This is a genomic window from Gracilibacillus marinus (assembly GCF_042651725.1).
GTDB lineage: Bacteria > Bacillota > Bacilli > Bacillales > Amphibacillaceae > Gracilibacillus > Gracilibacillus marinus.
Genome location: NZ_JBHSDV010000004.1, coordinates 63,174 through 83,442, shown reverse-complemented (window position 1 = coordinate 83,442; position 20,269 = coordinate 63,174). Strand labels below are relative to the sequence as shown.

Genomic DNA, 20,269 nt, shown 5'->3' with positions numbered 1-20,269 from the left:
TTCACTAAATTGTAATTATTATAACCTAAAAACAATTGTAAAGTTTCTGTTTTTATAAGTCAAATGAAAGCGTCACTGCATTAGATGGTGTACCTTCACTATTTGTAAGTGAATTGTATGGAACAACGTAATACATATCCTTCTTAAAAATATTGACTCGATTGATGGTATATTCGCCTATACCTGTTACTTCTCCAACCAGTTCCTTTTCCTCATCTTTCCGTCTGTAAATTCGATACACAACTCTCTCATCATCTGATGGTGTCCATTGTAGTTTTCCTTTAACTAATGTGACGCCGCCGAATTGAACATCACCAGTTAAATCTGTAATTGTTGGCAATTCGATTGGTTCTTCTAATTCATCTACATCGTCTGGTTTTTTAAATACGGATTCTAGTTCTTGATGCTTATGGATTTCAGATAAAATAGATTTAGTCAATCTTACAGATGCATCACTACTTGTATCCATATAGTTTGCCTCTGTAGCTTCATCAAACCCTATCCATGTCGTTACAACATAAGATGGAGTGATTCCTGTAAACCAAGCATCCTTCGTTTTTTCTTTCTTAATCGGATGTTGAGTAGAGCCTGTTTTTCCCGCTAGCGCTTGGCTAAATTCACCATATTTTGCAGTACCTTCCTTCACAACATCTTCTAACATTCGCAATATATTCCATGCAACTTGTTTATCAAAAATGGTAACCTCTTTTTGACCTGACTCTTGTTTGACTTCTTTATTATATTTATCAAGTATTTTGTTAATGCTCTGTGCTTGAGTCCATTTCCCGTGATGAATAAATGGTCGATAAGCTTCTGTTACTTCAATTGGTGTTAGTCCGTATTGAAGTCCACCTAAAGCAATTGCCAATCCTTCGTCTTCTATAGAAATATGCATTTTCTCTAAAATTGTCTTACTATAATCAATTCCTACTTGATTTAATGTCCATACAGCAGGTGCATTCTTTGATTGTACGATTGCATCATACATCATTATTTCACCGTCATAGATATTATTTGCATTATTCACACGATAGCCATTATAATCCACATCTTCATCTTTTAAATAATCATATGGACCAAACATACCTAATTCCATTGCAGGTCCGTATACAGCAATTGGCTTCATTAATGAACCTGGTTGTAGACGTGTTCTAAGATGATTCGTCCCACCTAATTCATATGATTTCCCTGCAATAAGTGCCGTTAAATGCCCTGTTTCTTGTTCCATTAAGACAAATGCATATTCTTTATTTTCATTCTTAGGTGCAGAATAGGACTCTTCTTGAATTTGTTTATAAGCAACTTCTTGAATGAATGGGTCGATATGTGTCTGAATTGTGTACCCACCGCGTTTTAATTCCTCTCGACTTAAATCATAGCGTGCTTCTACTTCGTCCAACACATATGCAAAATAATCATCTAACCATGGCTCTTGTTCCTCTTGCTTCTCTTGTACATCGATATTTTTTGTTTGATAAGAAAGCATTTCTTCTGTGGAAATTGTTCCATATGCTTCCATTGCTTGTAATGCTACATTTTTTCTTTCTTTTGCTTTATCTATATTTATATATGGAGAATACGTGTTAGGTGCTTTTATCATTGCAGCTAGTAATGCTGCTTCGTCTATCGTTAATTCCTCAACTGTTTTTCCAAAGAAATAATCGCTTGCTGTACCAACCCCATATATTCCATGTGCAAAGTACACTTCATTTAAATAAAGTTCTAATATATTCTTTTTCGTGTAGTTACGCTCTAAGTAAATGGAGGCCATGACTTCCTTTGTTTTACGCATCCATGTCTTATCATTTACTAAGAAGAGATTCTTGGCTAATTGCTGTGTAATGGTGCTTCCACCTTCCACTTTTTCCATTGCAATAATATCTCTAGTTATCGCTCTAGCTACTGCGGGAAAAGAAACACCTGCATGTTGGTAAAAGCGTCTATCTTCTAATGCTAAGAATGCCTCTTCGACATAATCTGGTATCTCATCAATCGTGACATAGTCTCTATTCTCTGTATATAATTTACCTAATAATGTACCATCTTCTGCAACTACTTTCGATGCTCTCGGTAAGATGACTGCTTCCTCGTCAAAAATAAATTTCCCACCAAAAAGAATGAATAAATAACCAATTAATGCTAATGTAAACATAGAAGCAATAATCATTAAAGGCCATTTAAACCGAATGAGCTGTTTCAATATCTTGTTATTTTTTTTCAATATGTTCAATCTAATATCACACCTTATGGATTGTTCTTGTTCGAATGCACTATGTCATTTTAGCATAGTTTACTTACAAATACGTAATAGGAGGAATGAAATAATGAAAGCTTTTATGACAAATGGAACCGTTGACTATTTACTACAACTGCAGAAAGAAAGTGGAATCTCACCTTTCTTAATTATGCATAATCATACAAAGGCTACAGCTTACTATGAAGGAAATGGTAGTAGCATATTTCAAACAAGTAGAAATTATGAATTGGTCACATCATTTGGAGAACTTCAAGAAGAAGGCTTTGGTACATTGGAATATTTGACGATAACAACGGAAGGTAGACCTATTTTTGAAGCAGAAGAAAAACAAATCAAATTCCATTCCTTATTCGAACAACATATATTTGCATATCGTTTATTAAGACCAGTGAAAGGGAATGAATATGTTCGTTTCATAGAATGGAAAGATAAAGATAGTTTTGAAAAAAGTACGATTAAACAAGAAAAAAAAGCGTACCAAAAGGGAGATAGTTTTACATTAAAATATGATGTTGGTGGTTTGGATATAGAATAATCTATTTGGATTAGTAATGAATGGAGGTTTCAAGAATTTGAATGTTATGGTATTATTTATTTGAGGTGGTAATAAATGAAAAATAAAAAACATCTTATTTATTGGATTATTCCTATTGCCTTTTGTTATCTCTTTACCTTAATTGGCACAATCTTTGTAATTAGTAATATTGATGGCTTAATTGAATCTAAGCTGTTTAATTATTGGATAATTTATTTAATTTTACTTGCATGTATTTCAATTTTCGGTACATACAAAATTTTTTCATGGGTGAAGAGTGGAAAACTATAATCATTTTTCTATGGATCATTATTATTTAACTACATCCATCACAGATAGTGTAATTGTAGAGTATAAAACCCATGGAAAGAAAAATGGACAAACGGAAGCGATTGCAACACACATATAGAATTTCAAAAGAGTTATATCTTCCTCTCATATACACAAGATCCAAACGATTCGATAAACTACTTCGAATCGTTTGGATCTTTTAGGGTTATAAAATTCTTTTGTGCCGATCTCTTTCTTTCCTCTTTACTTGATTCTTTACTTGATTTCATTAAAGAAGTACTCAAAAGTCGACTCTGGTTGTTCTCCCACAACACGGTTTACTTCTTTTCCATCTTCAAAGTGGATAATTGTCGGAGTAGATTGAATTCCATATACTTGTCCTTGTTCTTGAAATTCTAACAAATTTAATTTTACTAAATCTATTCCTAAATCTTCAGTCATCGGTACAACAACTGGTGTCGTACGTTGACAATAGACACATGTTGGACTATAGAAATACACGGTCACACTTTCTCCATTTTCAATTTTATCTGCTAATTCCTCAGGTAATATTTGATTTTGATATAATGGATTATCTAATTGATCGATTGTAGCCTGATCTAATGTCTTTTTATTATAAGGATTACCTTCTGAAGCTTTTTCATTTTGATAATTTACAACGAAGAATAATGCTCCGAAAATCACCAAAAGCACTATTACAAATATTAACATCTTTTTCAATTTAAACGCTCCTTTTTTGTACAATCATGAAAAGGTGTATACTAAAAATAAAAACAAATGCAATGAATGCTTGAAATGGAATTGTCACAAACCCTAGAAAATCCACATAAATGGTCGTACATGGAATCAGCCCACAACCATTCCCCGCTTCTTCTAAACTAGGTATATGTTGCATCAAATAATGATAAGCAGAAACAACGATTCCTATACCACTTAATATCATTCCTGGAAATGCATATTTCATATCTTTCTTATATACTGCATACCCATAGATTACTACTAAAGGATACATTAAAATTCGTTGATACCAACACATTTCACATGGTAAAAAACCCATTACTTCTGAATAAAACAAACTTCCAAGCATTGCAATAAAACTAATTGCCCAGACAATAAACAATAACATATCATTTCTTTTAGACATGGCACACTCTTCCTTTCCATTTCATATTATACAATTTTCTATTATAAATACAAAACATATTCCTTTTCACTTGTGATTATTTCATAGAAACTTTCAATCTATAAAAAAATCGCCTAATAGATATAAATCTACAGACGATTTTACTTTTATCTACAGAGACACATATCCATAGTATAACTTCTTGGCTTCTGTGATATTGTTCGTACCATGTATAAAAGTACGACCATCTTTAAATACGACAATTCTATATGAATTAATCTCAAACGATAGCAAAAAATTATTGTTAGATACATTATGTGCAAGTGTTTTTTCTAATCTTCTGGCGAGATCTTCAAAATTTGGTGTAGATCGATTTCCTGTCCGAATTTGAACTGTATTTCGCCCACACAACACAGTTGTTTTTAGTTTTGCCTCATATGTTAGGTATGGGTACTGTTTCTTCGCACATGTCACACAATCTACTTTTTTTAATTGGTCTACACGGATAGACATTGTTTGGTTTTTCCATACATCAAATGCAATTAATTGTTTAGATAAAGCTTCTTCATTGCCTGTTAGAATCTTCAATGCTTCAGATACTTGATGTGCTACAACCATTTGTACTGCTGGTGAGAGAATGCCAACAGTATCACACGTTTCTCCATCATTTGGAATATGCTCAAGTAAGCATTGCAAGCAAGGAGTTTTATTTGGGATTACAGTAAATGTTATTCCATAACTACTCACACAACCACCATAAATCCAAGGCACTGCATATTTAATAGCTAAATCATTTATAACTAATCTTGTATCAAAATTATCTGTTGCATCGATAACTAAATCGACTTGTTGTATCAGTTCTTCTAGTTCATCTGCACCTATATCCGCGATGATTGCATCAATATCAATTGTTGAATTTATTTCTACTAATCTATTTTTTGCTGCTATTGCTTTTGGAATTTTCTCTTCCACATCTCTTTCAGTAAATAAATGTTGCCGTTGTAAATTCGTTAATTCCACATAATCTCGATCTGCAATAGTTAACTTTCCGACACCGGCTCGGGCAAGCATTTCGCTACTACTCGAACCAAGTGCACCAACACCAACAATGAGTACATGACTATCCGCTAATTGCTTTTGCCCATTTACTCCAATTTGTTGAAATAATTCTTGTCGATGATAACGCTTATCCACCAATACTAATCCCTTCTTTTGGACTACTTGCTTCAGCATATGTTTTCTTATCTATTCTTCCTGCTTCATATCCTAATCGTCCAGCTTCTATAGCAATTTTCATTGCGTGTGCCATCTTCACTGGATCCTTCGCATTAGAAACAGCTGTGTTCAATAACACTCCATCTGCTCCCATTTCCATAGCAAGTGTTACATCTGACGGAGCCCCGATACCTGCATCGACAATGACAGGAACATTTGCTTGATCAATAATACATTGCATGTTTAATGGATTGATAATTCCTTGTCCGGAACCAATTGGCGAAGCTCCAGGCATGATCGCATGTACACCTAATTGTTCTAAGCGCTTTGCTAAAACAACATCATCTGATGTATATGGTAAAACTGTAAAACCCTCTTCTAATAACATTTCTGATGCTTTCAATGTCTCAACAGGGTCTGGTAATAATGTACGATCACATCCAATTACCTCTACCTTAATCATGTCACATAATCCAGAAGCTTTTGCGAGCTTTGCTATTCTTACCGCTTCTTCTGCTGTTTTTGCTCCAGCTGTATTTGGCAAAAATGTATATTTTTCTAAATCAATCAATTCAAGAAAATTAGGTTGATTTGCATCAAATATATTCATCCTTCTTACTGCAAATGTTAAAACTTCCGTCTCTGAAATATCTACTGCTTCTTTCTGAACTTTAAAGTTAGAATATTTACCTGTCCCCAAAAAAAGTCTTGATTGAAATGTGAATGAACCTATTTTTAACATTATTATCCTCCTCCTACAAAATGGACCAACTCCATACGGTCGCCATGTTTAACTTTTCTATTTGGATGTTCTTCTTTCAACACAATATCGCCATTTAATTCTATGATAACGATTTTATTTTTTAACCCTAATGTATCTATTACGTCAGCTATTGTCTGAATGTCTTCATTGATTGTGACATTCTCTCCATTAATAATTAGTTGCATATCCCTCCTCCTTTCACATAGACATCGATACTTCTCGCTGAATGGAAAAGGCAGACAAATATGATGCTAAAGATTTCTTCTCAATCATATCTGCAATGATTTTTCCTGTGATCGGTGCGAGTAAGATACCATTTCGGTAATGCCCTGTAGCGATATATAACCCTTTTTTATTTGGAATTGCACCAATATACGGATTCTCATCCTTTGTTAGCGGCCTAATACCTGACCAATAATTTTCCACACGCGCTTCTTGTAGTGATGGTATAAGTTCGCAAGCATGATGTAATAAATGAGCAATCGCTTTAACAGAGACACCCTGATCTGTAACGTTAGGCACAGAAGTTGCGCCAATAATTATTTTTCCATTTTGTTTTGGTACTAGATAACATTTAGGACCAAATATGGTTGATTGAATGACAGGAGTTTCTGTCTTTACACTAATACATTCTCCTTTTACTGGAATCATGTCATGTAAAAATTTTGATGTAACAATTGGATCTTTTCCTGTTGCCATAATGACATGGTCTGAATAGTAGACATCTTGTTTCACTTTCACACCAATTACTTCATTACTTTCTTCGATTAGTGAAGTGACAGGACTATGCTCATAAATAATCACACCATTATTTTCACAAGCTTTTGCGTATGCTTTTGTCACGTGAGGAGCAGATACTTGTCCGTCATTTGGTAAATAAATGCCTCCAAGGAAACAAGATGCTAAGTGTTTTTCCTTCAACATTATTTCTTTCACTGACATCACATGGGCATCTTCACCTAGTTTTTGTTGTAATATAGCTACTCCTTGCCATTCCTTTAATTGTTCTTCGGTATACGCGAGCTTCAAAATCCCGTTTTGATTGAATTGTATATCAATCCCACTTTTTTCTTTTAATTCTTCTTGTACAGATGGATACATTGCTCTACTTTCTTTTGCTAATTGAAATAATGGACTATCCTTCTTACATTCACTTTGTGCACCTAACATACCTGCTGCGGCATTGGATGCTCCAGAACCAATCCATTCCTTTTCAAGCAGTAACACACGATAAGAACGTTTACTTAGTTCATAAGCAATTGAACATCCTATTACACCACCACCAATAACAATACAATCGACATGTTTTGTCACCATTTGACACTCTCCTTCGTTAATACTTCAATCTTAAATAGCAATTTCCATTAATGATTTGTTGCTATATTCATCTAAAGTGTATGAACAACGTGATAGATTTCCTTCGCTACTTGCAACGGGAACTCTGCTTCCCAAATAGAAGAAATAATAGCAACACCTTGTACACCACAATCCATTACACTTTTTACGTTTTTTGGTGTAATACCTCCAATTGCAATAACAGGGATAGACACACAATTGATTATTTCTTTTAATGAATGAATGCCTCTAGGAGCTACACCTTTTTTCGAAGTGGATGCAAAGATATGTCCATAAATTATGTAATCCGCAACCTCCTTTTCAGCAAGAATTGCTTCGTCCAAATCATGGACAGATTTTCCACACACTAACTTTGGAAATTTTTGTTTCACTTCAACTACAGGAACACTATGATATGCTAAATGTGTACCACGAACAGACGTAATTGCAGCAACATCTACCCGATCATTTATTAAGATTTTGGATAAGGGAAAACCTAATTGGTGTAATTGCTGAACCAACGAATATATTTCCTTTGCAGTTTTATTCTTTTCACGAATGTGAAAGAAATCAATAAACGGCTCAACAGTCATAACAACATGCAAATCTCTTACCGACAAATAACCATTCGACACAAGATGAACCCCCTCCAATAAAACACCCCCTTAAATTCAAAAGCAAAAGTGCCCGATTAGAAACGTAAGGACTGGAGTGAATCAAACAAAATAAAGGAATCACGATGAGCTTGCGAATCGATGATGACTTATTGATGGTTGATTCGCGAAGTCCTCTAGTTTCTGGGCGCTTGAGCTAGACGATTCAAAAGCGAAAGTGCCCGGTTAGAAACGCAAAAAACCACTCTCCCAATAGGAAGAGTGGTGAAATAGACATAGTATAATACTCGACTATCAACCATCACTTCCCTCCGCTAGTATTAACTAGATCAGGTTATAAGAGTCCGAAAAAAATCGTCTCAGCCAAAAGGCTCCCCTAGTGAATCGATACACATATTTAATTTAATACAACAACAGAATAACATATTTGGTAATACAAGCCAATAGTTTTTTTTGTAATTATATCTATTCAGTAATAATGAATATTCATAATAATTTCCAAAAATAAATAAAAAGTTGTTTATTATTTTTTTATTGGGGAAGATATAGAGTAGACATTAATTAGTAAAGTTAATTATGAAAGGGAGTATTTAATATGGCAAAAGACGAAAAAAAATTACAAGAATTGATTGATGGATTAAACGTGGACTTAGCACATGAATATGCTGCAACAATTCAATACACATATCATGCATCAGTAGTATCAGGATTATATAGATCATTACTTAAACCATTCTTTGAAGATGAAATTACGGATGAGATTGGTCATGCATTATACTTATCAGATAAAATTAAAACATTAGGTGGTATACCAACAACGACACCTGCGAAAGTTGAGCAATTAACAGATGTGCAAGAAATGCTTGAAGCGACTTATAAAGCAGAATCTGAAACAATTGAACGTTATGAAAAACGTAAACAACAAGCAGAAGAATTAGGTTTAACAGAACTTGTAGTAAAACTTGATGATATGATAGCAGACGAAACAAATCATAAAGAAGAAACAGAGAGATTATTACAAGATAAATCATTCTTTAAATAAGCATAAAGATACACCTATGATGAAACGATACAAAGTTCCGTTTTATAAATAATTGCAATTGATAATCAAAGTGAGGATGGAGTTATATAATTCCATCCTCACTTTTCTTTGTAATGTTCAAATCCACCACTATTTATAGTCATTTTTCACAGAAACAAATCATAATAAATCTTAACACTATCCACTTGTTTAATAGTTATGCCAATTGAGCTAGTTATTCATATTTAGTCATCCATTTAGCCTAGTGCCACATCAAGAATCATCATCAAAACAAACCCCACCATTAAGCTCATGGAAGCAAGATCCTTGTTACCTTTTTCTTGAGAGCTCGGAATAACTTCTTCAGCGACAACAAATATCATTGCTCCTGCAGCAAAACTTAATGCATAAGGCAGTAATGGTTCAATAAATGCCACAGCTAATGCACCAATTACTGCTGCAATAGGTTCAACCATACCTGAAAATTGTCCGTAAAGAAAACTTTTTCTGCGGGACATACCTTCGCCTCTTAAAGGCATTGAAACCGCCACACCCTCGGGAAAGTTTTGAATACCTATACCAAGTGCAAGTGTCAAAGCACCCGCTAAAGTAGCTTCTGTACCTCCATTTGCAAGTGCACCGAAAGCAATACCCACTGCTAAACCTTCTGGAATATTATGAAGAGTGATGGCAAGAACTAACAATGTACTTCTGTTTCTTTTATTAGGTAAAAATCCTTCCGCTTTGCTATCAGATGTATTTGGATGAAGATGAGGTAACATCTTATCAATTGCCCATAAAAAAAAACCACCTAATAAAAATCCAATTGCTGCTGGAAACCAAGCACCTATATCATTATCCTCGGACATTTCTATTGCTGGGCCTAATAAAGACCAATAACTTGCTGCAATCATAACACCTCCAGCAAATCCTAACATGCTATCTAGTAATCGCTGGTTTATTGTCTTTGTTGCAAAGACGAGCATAGCTCCAAGCGCAGTCATTCCCCATGTAAATAACGTAGCAATAAATGCTTGTCCCACAGGATTAAAGTTTTGAAAAAATTCAACCAAAAAAAGGACTCCTTTCTTAGAAATAAACTAGGAATCAGAATGTTCTCTTAAGGAAAGATTTTAGGTCTAAGTGAACAAATAGTCAACTATCTACTCTTCATACTATCTGAAATATTTATATGTCTATAATAGCAACATATCAATCTAGTTCCTTACTTTCACTGCTTGTTATTTTTAATTTCCCACATCTAATTTATACTGTCATGATATAATGATTAAAAAAGGGGGAACTTTGTAATGCTTGCTGATTTAATTCAATCCATAGAAGCTGATTATCCAAATATGGTCGAAACAAGACGTTATTTACATGCACATCCTGAGTTATCCTTTAAAGAAAAGAACACTGCTGCATTTATAGAAGCATTTTATAAAGAATTAGGCATCCCATCTAGAGCAAATGTCGGTGGTAATGGCATTATAGCAACAATTGAAGGAAGTACAAAGGGTAAAACAATTGCATTACGAGCAGATTTTGATGGACTACCAATACAAGATGAAAAAAAGGTACCTTATGCTTCAAAGAATCCTGGAGTAATGCATGCATGTGGGCATGATGGGCATACCGCAACTTTGCTTTATGTTGCAAAAATACTACATATGCACAGAAATCATCTTAAAGGTAAAATTGTATGTATTCATCAACATGCAGAAGAATTCGCTCCGGGTGGGGCTTTATCCATGATAGAGGATGGTGCACTTGAAGGAGTAGATTATGTGTATGGGACACATTTATGGACAAGTACACCTTATGGAACGATTCAAACTTCACCAGGTAATTTCATGGCAGCTGCAGATAAATTCATCATCGAAATTATTGGAAAGGGTGGACATGGTGGAATGCCACACCAAACAATTGATCCGATTATTATCGGTTCTCAATTTGTATTAAATGTACAACAATTACTATCAAGACGAATGGATCCATTACATACAGCGGTAATTTCAATCGGTAAATTTCATGCAGGTGATGCAAATAATGTCATACCAGAAAGAGCTGTTCTTGAAGGGACTGTCCGAACATTTGATGCCCAATTGCAAGAATTTATTATAGATGAAATGGAAAAAATCCTTCATGCTACATGTCTAAGTTATGATGCAGATTATTTATTTGATTATCAAAAAGGCTATCCACCTGTTGTCAATCATCCTAATGAAGCTCAATTTGTCCTAGAATGTGCCAAAGAAGTCCCAGAAGTTACCCGAACAGAAATGGTTACACCAAGTATGACAGGTGAAGACTTTAGTTATTACTTGCAGAATAAACCTGGTGCTTTTTTCTTTACTGGTGCACAAGTCCTAGACAAATTTGTTCCACACCATCATCCATTATTTGATTTTGACGAACGTGCTATGTTAGTTGCTGCAAAAACATTTTTTCATTTAATTGAAAAAACAAATTCGTAAATCTACTTCTCGTAGTAGGTTGTTCTATAAAAAAATGCAAGATGGAGTTATCGTCACAAATCCAACTTGCATTTTTATATCACGGACAAAAATCTTTCCATCGATTTCGACACATAAGTCTCAAATCTAATCTAATTCTTTTCATATATCTATCCCCTATTTTCCAATGTTTTTCGAACTTAGGAGACGGTTTTTTTCATAATATAGAAAGGGATGAAAAATACAACAAAAAGAATACTCATAATAAGCATAATACTTGCTGTTAAATAACTCTCGATAAAGAATAAAGCAATAGTAAACACAACCATTTGGACAGCCATGAGCCATTGTATCCAATTAATAAATCCATTCAACCGATCAGACTTAGGTATTGGATATAAATCCAACCATATTATGGAAATGTGATGCTTCCATAATGGTATGAATTGAATAAATGTCATATAGCTAAACAAGAAACCAAAGAGTAACTTCACCCATATATTAGGGATATAGTAAATTAATACAATTCCTAGTACTAGCAGCCGTATATAGATTCCCATATACTCTGAACTTCTAGCTGTTGTTAATCGATATAAATAGGAAAATGTATTTGATTGTTTAAAATGTAAACTTTGAACGAATAGTGTTGCAAGTAATGCTCGCTTCTTTACTGTTGTCTCTAGATGAGGCACTTCTGTAAACATATTTGCTAAACGATAGAATGATCTCATCCTTAAATAATCTCGTTCAATTAGTAATTCCCAATTAATACCGTCACTTTTATTACTTAAAAGATAGTTATAACCAAATAACACGATTAATAATATTGTCACAACTCCACAATAGATTATTTCTTGTTCAATAAAGAAATATATTAATCCACTTATTAAAAGAAACCGTACAATATAATCCATTCTCCTGCTAAGTTGATCTCGTACTTTCAACATCCACCAATTTGCTATTAAACTCCAACACTTGATGATTAATAAAAGCAACAAAAGTAACCCATACTCTCCGTGATTGATACTTTCCAAATATAATGGTGCAAGCACTACATATACAATCAGCACCATATAAAGTTGCGTCACATAACTATATACTAATGTACGGATAAAATAAGTAGACAGTTGCTGTTCTGCTGGAAGTAAAAATACAATATCCGCTTTTTTTAACAGTGTTTGTATTGGGGTATATGTTGTGAAAAACCCTAATGCGACAGCAATAATAAATGCAGAAGGAAAATCGTCAGGAATTGTTTGCAACCATTGTTGATAATATACCGCTAATGCAGAGAACATAAAAAACATTGCAATAGCTAAATGTCCCGTAAAAATATATTTTAAATATCGATTTAATTCCTTCAAATGTTGTTTAAACCGTTCTTGAAATAATAGTTTTCCATCAAGCATTGGCATCGGCTTCCTTCGTTAATTCAATATATAGATCATCCAATGTAGCATTTGGCTTGTTAAATTCTCTTTGTAATTCAACCAATGTTCCTTGTGCTCGTATCTTACCATCATGTAAAATGACAAATCTATCACAGTATCTCTCCGCTGTCGCAAGTATATGTGTGGACATCAATACTCCTGCACCATTTTCTCTCATTTCATTCATCCATTGCAAATAAGACTGTATACCAAGAGGATCAAGACCTACAAAGGGTTCATCTACAATATAGAGAGAAGGTTCTACCAAAAATGCAGACATAATCATTACTTTTTGGCGCATCCCTTTAGAAAAGTGAATCGGGAATCCCTTCATCTTTTTCTCTAATCGAAATTCTTTAAGTAATGGTTTCACTCTGGATTCGTATTGTTCTTTTGTTAAGTTATATGCCATTGCTGTTAATCGTAAATGTTCTTCTAATGTCAATTCATCATAAAGTACCGGCATTTCAGGTATGTAAGTAAATTGTGTACGATACGTATCTTTTGTTTCTCTATATGTTTTTCCATTTATACTGACTTGTCCTTTTTTTGGTTGCATAAGTCCAATGATATGTTTAATTGTCGTACTTTTCCCTGCACCATTTAGTCCAATTAAACCAACAATCTCTCTTGGTTTCACTTCAAAAGAAATACCATGTAATACATTTTTATGTGTATAGCCACCCTCTAATTGTTCTACAACTAATAATGAATCCATATCTTTCATCCTCCTGTACCAATACGATCAAATAATTGTCTGCGTACTATAAAAATCTTACCATTTTGTTAACAATATGCCAAAAATAATGAGTGAATTCGGTGACAGTATTGCGCTTCTCATGAATTATTTATACAATAGATATATACATAGAAATAGTAAGTATAACGATAGATGACATAATAAAAGGAGCGAGTATTTTGACAACACATTCAGACTGCATTTTTTGTAAAATTATAGCGGGCGATATTCCTTCTGCAAAAGTGTATGAAGATGAGGATGTTTTCGCATTTCTTGACATAAGCCAAGTAACGAAAGGACATACATTGGTCATCCCAAAAACACATACAAAGGACATTTATGAAACGAATGAAGAAATAGCGGCCAAAGTATTTAGTCGAGTACCAAAAATCGCAAATGCGATAAAAAAAGCATTTGAACCTGTTGGGATTAATATACTTAATAATAACGAAGCACCTGCTGGGCAATCTGTCTTCCATTTGCATATCCATCTAATCCCACGCTATGGCAAAGAAGATGGATTTGGGGCAAAATGGATTACACATGATCAAGATTATACAAAAGAAGCCCTTTCAGAGATCGCTACAACGATTTCCAACAATATCTAACACGTACCATCATATACTATATGTATATAAATCCTTAAAAATGAAGGAAATACGTTTTATTCTTATCGATACAGTGAATAATACTAACAAAGTAACCAATAAATGAGACATCTTTTTCTATTAAGTTGAAATGCTACTAAAAAGGAGTGGAGCAAATGATGAATGCTAAGTCATTACTATTAGGTCTAGTTGTAGGTGGTACTGTTAGTGCTGCTGCAACATTACTGAGTACACCGAAGTCTGGAAAAGAATTAAGATATGATGTTAAAAACAAAAGCAATGAAGCTGTGTATGTCATTCGTAATTTAAAAGAAGACGGCATTGATTTAAAAGAACAAATTACGAAAACTTCAAAAGAAGGTGCTGCATTAATTAAAGATCTTTCAGCAGATGTGAAACAATCCATCGAATCATGGAAACGTACGGTTGAACCACATCAAAAAAATATCCAAAAATATTTAAATCAAATTGAAAAAAGTTTAAGGGAACTTGAAGAAAAAACGAAGAAACATACAGAGGAAGCAATGTAATATCTTATTTCTTCAAGAATAATTAGTAGAAAGAGCGGCTATATTTTAGTCGTTCTTTTTATATTTATCATGTAGATGTAATAATTGTTTCATTAACTCGCTGTATATTCCTTCATGTAAGAATGCCTTTATCGTCAATTCAGGATCTAACTTCTCACATAAACTTCCGACAAACCAGATTAATAATTTATCAAAATTTAAATACCCTTCTTCTTTCCATTCCGTAAAAATGTCATCTAATTCATCTAATAGCGCTAATAATTGATGATATTCTCTTTCGGAAATATTATTTTCCACTAATAACCTTATTAAAGGATGCTGTTCAATATTACTAATAGAAAGTAACAAATACATATGAAATTGTTGTTTCTTAAATTCCCTTTCCATGTCCATATGAAAACATACAACCTTTCTATCAAACTAAAGTCATCTTACCTCGTAAAAGTATAGTTTACATTATTTATACATTTAATTGAACTATTACGTCAATATTAACACAGGATAACGTTTACATTTATTTTTTTTCAAAAACCTGTTGATTTTTTATTTGAATCATACTATAGTCATTGAAGTGTTCCATTTGACAATAGATTTTTATGTGATTGAGGTGATTTTATGAACTGTTGGGGTTCCATTAATATAAGACGACAATTTGGTACAAGAAGAAGCATCATTCTAGCAATGTTGTTTGGATTTTCGTCATTTGTTTTATTGTATTTACCATTAACACTTATTCATAAGGATGCTCGAATTGTTGACCATGGGTTGCTTCCATTATTAATTGGTTTGGCATTATTACCATTAGTTCATAAATTTCTACACGTCATCCCATTTAAATGTGGAAATAAAAATATGAAATTGTCATGGTCGATTGTTATTAAATGCATACCATATTTCAAAATATGCGCAAATACAAAAGTGTCAAAACCGACCGTATTAATTGCGTTACTTCTACCAACATTACTCATTACAATTCCATGTATTGTTTTAAGTTACGTATATCCAAGTTATTATCCGTATTTATTATTGTTTAGTGCGATTAACTTAAGTCTTTCCTATTCTGATTTTGTCTACTTCCGACATATTTGGAAAGCACCAAAGAAATGCATTATTTCTAATGAAGAACAGGGATATGATATATTAATACCACGATGAGGTTTAACAAAAGAATTCATTAATTTTAAAAATCCAAGCGATTCGAAAGCTATTTATCGAATTGTTTGGATTTTGTGCGTATTAGGAATAAAATGAGATACCACTCTTTTGAGATTCAATATGTGCTTGCAACGATAGCTGAAGGAGAAAGCGGACTGGGCTATACGTATATAAATCAATTTATAATTATTAATTAAATTGATATCTTATCATCCAACAATAGGTTTCAGTGCGTTTTTTTACTTCAAAATAATTATAAAGTATACCGATGTAGACAAAGTTTACTATGTTTTTTATTGTTATACTGTTCAAAGTGAGCAATATTTGTTAAAGTAATGTCATGAGCATAAGGAGGTCGTATCATGATTTTTGTTTTCGTGATCTTTTCACTTTTTGTTCTCTTCATTTTCAATTCTTTAACTTTACGTCTATGTTTACAAACTGAAATGGGAGAAGAAAAGCAACCGAATGTTTTTCGAACAATAAATGTATTGATTACAATATTACTAATTTCTTCATATGTTGAAGTAACTTACATATAAAAAGAAAGTATTAAATAACGTCTCATAACATAAGAAATAGCTATTTGATGAAAAATAAGTAAAAATAGTGGAATCTTACATTTTTTTGTTTTATTTCGGTGAAAATATGTTATATTATTGCAAGAGAAAAAAAGCCTTAAGAATAGTAGGAGTGTATTTATGATGAAAAAACTTTTAATGTCAGTAACATTCGCAGCAAGTGTAATCGCGTTATCAGCATGTTCTTCAGATGATCCAGAAACTGTTGTAGAAACAGAAGCAGGAGATGTAACAAAAGAAGAATTCTATCAAGAACTAAAAGCAACTGGTGGAGAAAGTGTTTTACAACAACTAGTTCTTCAAAAAATCCTTGAGGATAAATATGAAGTTTCTGATAAAGAAGTAGATGCAGAACTTGAATCATATAAAGAGCAATATGGTGACCAATGGGAGTCTGTACTTCAAGGAAGTGGCTATGCAGATGAAGATGCATTTAAAGAAGACTTACGTATGAATTTACTTCAAGAAAGAGCAATTACAGAAGATATTGAAGTAACAGATGAAGAAATTAACACTCGTTATGAAAGAATGCAAACAGAGCTTGTTGCAAGTCATATTCTAGTAGCAGATGAAGACACAGCAAATGAGGTACTTGATAAATTAAATAATGGTGAAGATTTTGCTGCATTAGCAGAACAATATTCTACAGATACAGGTAGTGCTGCAAATGGCGGCGAACTTGGACAATTTGGTCCAGGGAAAATGGTAGCTGAATTTGAAGATGCGGCATATGCACTTGAAGTAGATGAAATCAGTGAACCTGTACAATCACAACATGGTTATCACATTATTAAAGTAACAGATCGTGTTGCTATTGAAGATGTTGAACCACTAGAGGACATCAAAGACCAAGTAAAACGTGAAATTGCATTATCTAAAGTAGATAGCACTACAGCACAAACAAAACTTCAAGACTTACTTGATAATGCTAAAATTGATGTAAAAATTGAAGAATTCAAAGATTTATTCGAACAACCTGAAGCTACAGAAGGAACTACTGATAGTGGTGAAGCTACAGAAGATACTGAATCTGGTGAAGCTACAGAATAATTACAATTAAAGTTACACGTATCTCGTTAGAAATCTAATTTAAATCAAAGTAACTTTATTAATTTCTTATAAGAATGATGCCCTATCTCTTTACCCAGAGATAGGGTTTTTCCTTAAATCGGAAGACAAGTACATCAATAAAAGGAGTGTGTAGATTGACAGCAAAAACATATTTTTATGATAGTATTCCAGTTGTATATGATATAGCGGAAGAAGAAAAGAAAACAATCCTCTCCAAGTTCCCTGCAGCTTTATTACCAAACGAACAAACGACTTTCCGTTTGGATGAAGCAGAAAAAGGGCAACATATACGTACTACATTACTTGTTAGTGATTATGAAGTAAAACAAACAAAAACAAATAAACGCTTTTTAAAGATATCCTTTCAAAATCAATCTGGTAACATACCTGCAAAAATGTGGGATAATAATGATGCTGTTGCTACGTCTGTTCCTTTACTCGAAAAGCATGCAGTCTTTCAAATCGATGGTCAAGTGGACGAATTTAATGGATACAAAAGTGTAACAGTACGAGCACTTACACCACATACAGAGAATATTGATCCATTTCAGTTATTAGCTTTTACCAAGCAGAATATGGATGAACTTACATTAGAGCTATTTTCCTATATTCATGACTTACAAGAGCCATTTAAGAGCATTTCTCTACATGCAATGGACGCAATGTGGGAAAGTTTTAGACTAAGTCCTGCAGCCAAAGGGCATCATCATAATTATTTAGGTGGACTTCTAAAGCACACAATTGGTTTGATGCGTTTTTGTCGTTATATCGTCAAATTAGAAGAAAATCCTTTTCAAGCAGTTATTAAGCTCATTCATCAAGTAGAGAAACAATATAAACAAGAAATATGGCATGATTTAAAGCAAGATACAGACGTTGGAACACGTTTTGTATGGAAAGATACGATTGATCATTTATATTCTATGCTGCATGGGATGTCTGCATATAAACTAGAACAAATTAATTATGATGCATTAATGACAAGTATTTTATTCCACGATATTGGAAAATTATTAGAATATGATTACGCGAGTAAATCACTTGATACGTTTACATACTTGTATCCTACAGCTTACTTTGAAGAAGAACAAAGAAAGCAAGCAGGAATATCTATGGATCCGTTAGGTGTGATGGTGGGACATATACCTTATGGTGTATTATTATTAAATAAAGTAATTGAATCAAATAATGTCTCTATCTCTATGGAATCCATTCACTTAATGACACACTGTATTCTTTGTCACCACGGCTTGCCAGAATGGGGCAGTGCTGTAAAGAAACCATTAAATATCGAAGGATATATTATTCATATTGTAGACTTTTTAGATAGTCGATATGAAAATACTGAAAAAGACTCTGAGAAATAAAGGAGAAAAATAACGTGAATTGGAAAATTTGGACATATATTGATCAAGAAGACTGGTTAAATATTGGTATAACAATTGGTGTCATTCTTCTTTTTCTTGTATTGCGTAAAGTATTTACAAAGTATATTTTCTACTTATTAATTAAACTATCAAAGAAGACAAAAACAACTTTTATCCATCAAGTTTTAGAAGCGTATGAACGTCCATTACGTTGGCTCTTTGTCATTATTGGGATCTATGTTGCAATAGATTATTTCCCATATATTCAACAAGAAAATCTATTTATACTCAAAGCATTACGAATTAGTATTATCTTTCTTATTACATGGGGACTTGTAAATCTATCTTCTAAAAGTTCTATTTTATTTTTAAAATTAAATAAACATACAAGTATCGAGATTGATCAAATACTTATTCCATTTCTATCTAAAGCGATTCGGTTTATTGTCATTGCAATTAGTTTTACTGTGATATTACAAGAATTTGATTACGATATTAGTGGATTTGTAGCTGGCCTTGGACTTGGTGGACTTGCATTTGCATTAGCCGCTCAAGAAGTAGTTAAGAATTTATTTGGTGGAATTGTAATTATTACAGAAAAACCATTTTCCATCGGTAATTGGATTCAAACACCAAGTGTGGAAGGGATAGTAGAAGACATTAACTTTCGTAGTACGATTATTCGAACCTTCGCTGATGCGCTAATCACGATACCAAATTCCACCCTTTCAAATGAACCAATTACAAATTGGAGTGCAATGGGCAAACGACGAATCAATTTTAACCTCGGTGTAGAGTACCATACGCCAAAGGATAAATTAGAGAAAGTTGTTATACAAATAAGAGAGCTATTAGAAACACACCCTGAGATTCATCCTGAAACTATTTTTGTACGATTTAATGAATATAACAGTAGTAGTTTAGATATTATGTTGTATTTCTTTACAAAGACTACTGTATGGGGAGAATACTTAAGAGTAAAAGAAGAAATTAACTTTAAAATAATGGAAATTTTAGAAAAAGAAGAGGTTTCTATCGCCTTCCCTTCACATACATTGTATTTTGATAAAGAAAATCCTTTATCTATTCAGAAGAAAGATCAAGAGAGTCAATAACTATAAGTAGTAAAAACCGAACTAATCTTGGAAATAGTTCGGTTTTTTCATCTTCTACTATTA

At 33.1% G+C, this 20,269-nt stretch carries 23 protein-coding genes and 1 riboswitch; of the genes, 11 read left to right on the top strand and 12 right to left on the bottom strand.

What is annotated here, in order from left to right; genetic code table 11:
• Nucleotides 1-52 precede the first annotated feature (52 nt).
• A complete protein-coding gene (locus ACFOZ1_RS12850; protein ID WP_390199898.1) occupies nucleotides 53-2,230 on the bottom strand; it encodes a transglycosylase domain-containing protein in 2,178 nt (725 codons plus the stop codon).
• A 94-nt stretch (nucleotides 2,231-2,324) separates the two neighbouring features.
• On the opposite strand from ACFOZ1_RS12850, the gene ACFOZ1_RS12845 reads away from it, so the two are divergent.
• The gene (locus ACFOZ1_RS12845; RefSeq protein ID WP_390199897.1) at nucleotides 2,325-2,792 is read left to right on the top strand and encodes a hypothetical protein; all 468 of its coding nucleotides are present in this window, start codon (nucleotides 2,325-2,327) and stop codon (nucleotides 2,790-2,792) included.
• 277 nt (nucleotides 2,793-3,069) lie between these two features.
• The gene (locus ACFOZ1_RS12840; protein ID WP_390199895.1) at nucleotides 3,070-3,201 is read left to right on the top strand and encodes a hypothetical protein; all 132 of its coding nucleotides are present in this window, start codon (nucleotides 3,070-3,072) and stop codon (nucleotides 3,199-3,201) included.
• A gap of 137 nt (nucleotides 3,202-3,338) precedes the next feature.
• Here ACFOZ1_RS12840 and ACFOZ1_RS12835 read toward each other — a convergent pair whose 3' ends face one another.
• The 7 genes from ACFOZ1_RS12835 to ACFOZ1_RS12805 form a co-directional block, all read right to left on the bottom strand.
• Nucleotides 3,339-3,803 carry a thioredoxin family protein gene (locus tag ACFOZ1_RS12835; protein ID WP_390199894.1) on the bottom strand — a complete coding sequence of 155 codons (465 nt, stop codon included), beginning with the start codon at nucleotides 3,801-3,803 and terminating at the stop codon, nucleotides 3,339-3,341.
• A gap of 1 nt (nucleotide 3,804) precedes the next feature.
• Nucleotides 3,805-4,227, bottom strand: a complete 423-nt coding sequence (locus tag ACFOZ1_RS12830; protein WP_390199892.1) for a disulfide oxidoreductase — start codon at nucleotides 4,225-4,227, stop codon at nucleotides 3,805-3,807.
• Nucleotides 4,228-4,377: 150 nt separating this feature from the next.
• Nucleotides 4,378-5,400, bottom strand: a complete 1,023-nt coding sequence (locus tag ACFOZ1_RS12825; protein WP_390200119.1) for a MoeB/ThiF family adenylyltransferase — start codon at nucleotides 5,398-5,400, stop codon at nucleotides 4,378-4,380.
• Entirely contained in the window at nucleotides 5,393-6,163 is a 771-nt protein-coding gene (locus ACFOZ1_RS12820) for a thiazole synthase (RefSeq protein ID WP_390199890.1), read from the bottom strand. Before ACFOZ1_RS12820 ends, ACFOZ1_RS12825 begins: the two co-directional genes overlap by 8 nt.
• A 2-nt stretch (nucleotides 6,164-6,165) precedes the next feature.
• Nucleotides 6,166-6,369, bottom strand: coding sequence for a sulfur carrier protein ThiS (thiS, locus tag ACFOZ1_RS12815; protein ID WP_390199888.1), 204 nt, complete (start codon nucleotides 6,367-6,369; stop codon nucleotides 6,166-6,168).
• A gap of 13 nt (nucleotides 6,370-6,382) precedes the next feature.
• On the bottom strand, nucleotides 6,383-7,501 hold the full coding sequence (gene thiO, locus ACFOZ1_RS12810) for a glycine oxidase ThiO (RefSeq protein WP_390199887.1): 1,119 nt from the start codon (nucleotides 7,499-7,501) through the stop codon (nucleotides 6,383-6,385).
• A gap of 71 nt (nucleotides 7,502-7,572) precedes the next feature.
• Nucleotides 7,573-8,154: a thiamine phosphate synthase gene (locus tag ACFOZ1_RS12805; RefSeq protein WP_390199885.1), complete on the bottom strand. Its 582-nt coding sequence runs from the start codon at nucleotides 8,152-8,154 to the stop codon at nucleotides 7,573-7,575.
• A 268-nt stretch (nucleotides 8,155-8,422) separates the two neighbouring features.
• Nucleotides 8,423-8,521: riboswitch (TPP riboswitch) on the bottom strand.
• 207 nt (nucleotides 8,522-8,728) lie between these two features.
• On the opposite strand from ACFOZ1_RS12805, the gene ACFOZ1_RS12800 reads away from it, so the two are divergent.
• On the top strand, nucleotides 8,729-9,175 hold the full coding sequence (locus ACFOZ1_RS12800) for a ferritin-like domain-containing protein (RefSeq protein WP_390199883.1): 447 nt from the start codon (nucleotides 8,729-8,731) through the stop codon (nucleotides 9,173-9,175).
• A gap of 236 nt (nucleotides 9,176-9,411) precedes the next feature.
• Here the strand turns inward: ACFOZ1_RS12800 and ACFOZ1_RS12795 are convergent, their stop codons facing one another.
• A complete protein-coding gene (locus ACFOZ1_RS12795; RefSeq protein ID WP_390199882.1) occupies nucleotides 9,412-10,227 on the bottom strand; it encodes a ZIP family metal transporter in 816 nt (271 codons plus the stop codon).
• Nucleotides 10,228-10,464: 237 nt separating this feature from the next.
• Here ACFOZ1_RS12795 and ACFOZ1_RS12790 point away from each other — a divergent pair, with 237 nt between their 5' ends.
• Nucleotides 10,465-11,631, top strand: a complete 1,167-nt coding sequence (locus tag ACFOZ1_RS12790) for a M20 metallopeptidase family protein (RefSeq protein WP_390199880.1) — start codon at nucleotides 10,465-10,467, stop codon at nucleotides 11,629-11,631.
• Nucleotides 11,632-11,810: 179 nt separating this feature from the next.
• On the opposite strand, the gene ACFOZ1_RS12785 is transcribed toward ACFOZ1_RS12790, so the two are convergent.
• Together ACFOZ1_RS12785 and ACFOZ1_RS12780 are read right to left on the bottom strand one after the other, a co-directional pair.
• The gene (locus ACFOZ1_RS12785; protein WP_390199878.1) at nucleotides 11,811-13,019 is read right to left on the bottom strand and encodes an ABC transporter permease; all 1,209 of its coding nucleotides are present in this window, start codon (nucleotides 13,017-13,019) and stop codon (nucleotides 11,811-11,813) included.
• Complete coding sequence (locus ACFOZ1_RS12780) at nucleotides 13,012-13,758, bottom strand: ABC transporter ATP-binding protein (RefSeq protein ID WP_390199876.1); 747 nt, start codon at nucleotides 13,756-13,758, stop codon at nucleotides 13,012-13,014. Before ACFOZ1_RS12780 ends, ACFOZ1_RS12785 begins: the two co-directional genes overlap by 8 nt.
• 200 nt (nucleotides 13,759-13,958) lie before the next feature.
• Here ACFOZ1_RS12780 and ACFOZ1_RS12775 point away from each other — a divergent pair, with 200 nt between their 5' ends.
• Both ACFOZ1_RS12775 and ACFOZ1_RS12770 read left to right on the top strand, forming a co-directional pair.
• Nucleotides 13,959-14,387, top strand: coding sequence for an HIT family protein (locus ACFOZ1_RS12775; RefSeq protein ID WP_390199874.1), 429 nt, complete (start codon nucleotides 13,959-13,961; stop codon nucleotides 14,385-14,387).
• Between the two features lie 155 nt (nucleotides 14,388-14,542).
• Nucleotides 14,543-14,917, top strand: coding sequence for a YtxH domain-containing protein (locus ACFOZ1_RS12770; protein ID WP_390199873.1), 375 nt, complete (start codon nucleotides 14,543-14,545; stop codon nucleotides 14,915-14,917).
• A gap of 45 nt (nucleotides 14,918-14,962) precedes the next feature.
• Here ACFOZ1_RS12770 and ACFOZ1_RS12765 read toward each other — a convergent pair whose 3' ends face one another.
• Complete coding sequence (locus ACFOZ1_RS12765; RefSeq protein WP_390199871.1) at nucleotides 14,963-15,310, bottom strand: DUF1878 family protein; 348 nt, start codon at nucleotides 15,308-15,310, stop codon at nucleotides 14,963-14,965.
• A 222-nt stretch (nucleotides 15,311-15,532) separates the two neighbouring features.
• Between ACFOZ1_RS12765 and ACFOZ1_RS12760 the strand changes: the two genes are divergently transcribed.
• From ACFOZ1_RS12760 to ACFOZ1_RS12740, 5 genes are all read left to right on the top strand, one after another.
• The gene (locus tag ACFOZ1_RS12760; protein WP_390199870.1) at nucleotides 15,533-16,072 is read left to right on the top strand and encodes a DUF3267 domain-containing protein; all 540 of its coding nucleotides are present in this window, start codon (nucleotides 15,533-15,535) and stop codon (nucleotides 16,070-16,072) included.
• Nucleotides 16,073-16,434: 362 nt separating this feature from the next.
• Nucleotides 16,435-16,614, top strand: coding sequence for a hypothetical protein (locus ACFOZ1_RS12755; protein ID WP_390199868.1), 180 nt, complete (start codon nucleotides 16,435-16,437; stop codon nucleotides 16,612-16,614).
• A 162-nt stretch (nucleotides 16,615-16,776) separates the two neighbouring features.
• A complete protein-coding gene (locus ACFOZ1_RS12750) occupies nucleotides 16,777-17,703 on the top strand; it encodes a peptidylprolyl isomerase (protein WP_390199866.1) in 927 nt (308 codons plus the stop codon).
• Nucleotides 17,704-17,849: 146 nt separating this feature from the next.
• Nucleotides 17,850-19,091 carry a hydrolase gene (locus ACFOZ1_RS12745; RefSeq protein WP_465253841.1) on the top strand — a complete coding sequence of 414 codons (1,242 nt, stop codon included), beginning with the start codon at nucleotides 17,850-17,852 and terminating at the stop codon, nucleotides 19,089-19,091.
• A 14-nt stretch (nucleotides 19,092-19,105) separates the two neighbouring features.
• The gene (locus tag ACFOZ1_RS12740; RefSeq protein WP_390199862.1) at nucleotides 19,106-20,206 is read left to right on the top strand and encodes a mechanosensitive ion channel family protein; all 1,101 of its coding nucleotides are present in this window, start codon (nucleotides 19,106-19,108) and stop codon (nucleotides 20,204-20,206) included.
• Nucleotides 20,207-20,269 lie beyond the last annotated feature (63 nt).